Origin of the sequence: Desulfovibrio sp. An276, from assembly GCF_002159665.1 — a bacterium.
Classification (GTDB): Bacteria; Desulfobacterota; Desulfovibrionia; order Desulfovibrionales; family Desulfovibrionaceae; genus Desulfovibrio; species Desulfovibrio faecigallinarum.
In genome coordinates this window covers 1-1,058 of sequence record NZ_NFJC01000076.1, presented here as the reverse complement: position 1 = coordinate 1,058, position 1,058 = coordinate 1, and the positions used below count along the sequence as shown (strand labels likewise).

The window sequence follows — 1,058 nt, the reverse complement described above, 5'->3', positions numbered from 1 at the left end:
TGTAGTTGTCCTTGTCCCTGCGTACTCGCCCGGAACCGTCATATGCCAGTTTCGACGTATTCCTCGCGCAGACACGGGATATACGCATACCGTTGCGGTGTGCCCTGGCCGTGACCATTTCCTGAACGTACCGGGCTTTCCACATATGCAGCCTCTGCCGATATCTCTTTCCATGGAAATCCAGGTATTCCATGACGATCGCGTCCGCAGAGTGCTGCAAGGCGACTTCTATGATAAACCTTGCAGTCTTTATCGAGATTGCCTTGTTGATACCCCTGGCCAAAGCCCAGAGACCGGGCATTTTCCTGGCGCCATGACGTTGCGCGTTGCGTATTTTGCCCAGAGCATGCTCCAGAGAGTATTCCTCGCTCGGCAGTTCGAGAAAGTGCCTGCCGATGATAGTGCCATCCGAAAGCATAGCCGAGCAAACGCATGCGCTGTTGATGCCAAGATCAACAGAGACAATTGTTTGCTGATCTATTGTTTTTTTGGGTTTGAGCTCCACCTCCTCGCTAAAGGCAAAGGCCAGGGACCAGACCTTTTTGTTCTGACGGCAGAGAGTCGGGACGTGTTCTGTACGATGACTGCAGTAACGCTCGAGGTAGTCTACATCAGATTTGCGAAGCTTGACTTCTATCCAGTCCCAGGTATTGCGGATAAACACCTTGATACGAGCGCGGTACAGGTTGTTGTTCTTGTCACGTACAAACATGTTCTTGCGATACAGGGGAGGACAGATTTTTCCAGCCCGGGGAAGGCCGGGTGCATTGCCATGCCTGTTCTCCGTCCATGTCTCGAGGCGCGTCATGTACGACGAAACCGCTCCGTAGGCGTGACTAATGGCCGCGCGTCGCAGATAGCTTGGAAACTTGTAAAATTCTCTTGAAAAATCATAAGGCGTATCCGGCCTGTCCTTTGTCCGAATACACAACTCTTCCGTTGCCTTGATCCTGAGTTCCCGGGTAGATTTTCTTACCACACATCGTGCCCCCTAAAAGTTTCCAACGCGGGGGTATTCCTTTGCGGGGTGAACCTTCAGGAGTTTGTAGATGTCGTTC

1 protein-coding gene is annotated in these 1,058 nt (G+C 52.0%); it reads right to left on the bottom strand.

Going from position 1 to position 1,058, the window contains the following annotated elements; genetic code table 11:
* Positions 1 to 712 (bottom strand): hypothetical protein (locus B5F76_RS14255; protein ID WP_204218447.1); only part of this gene is annotated, 712 nt, incomplete at its 3' end.
* Positions 713 to 1,058: the final 346 nt, after the last annotated feature.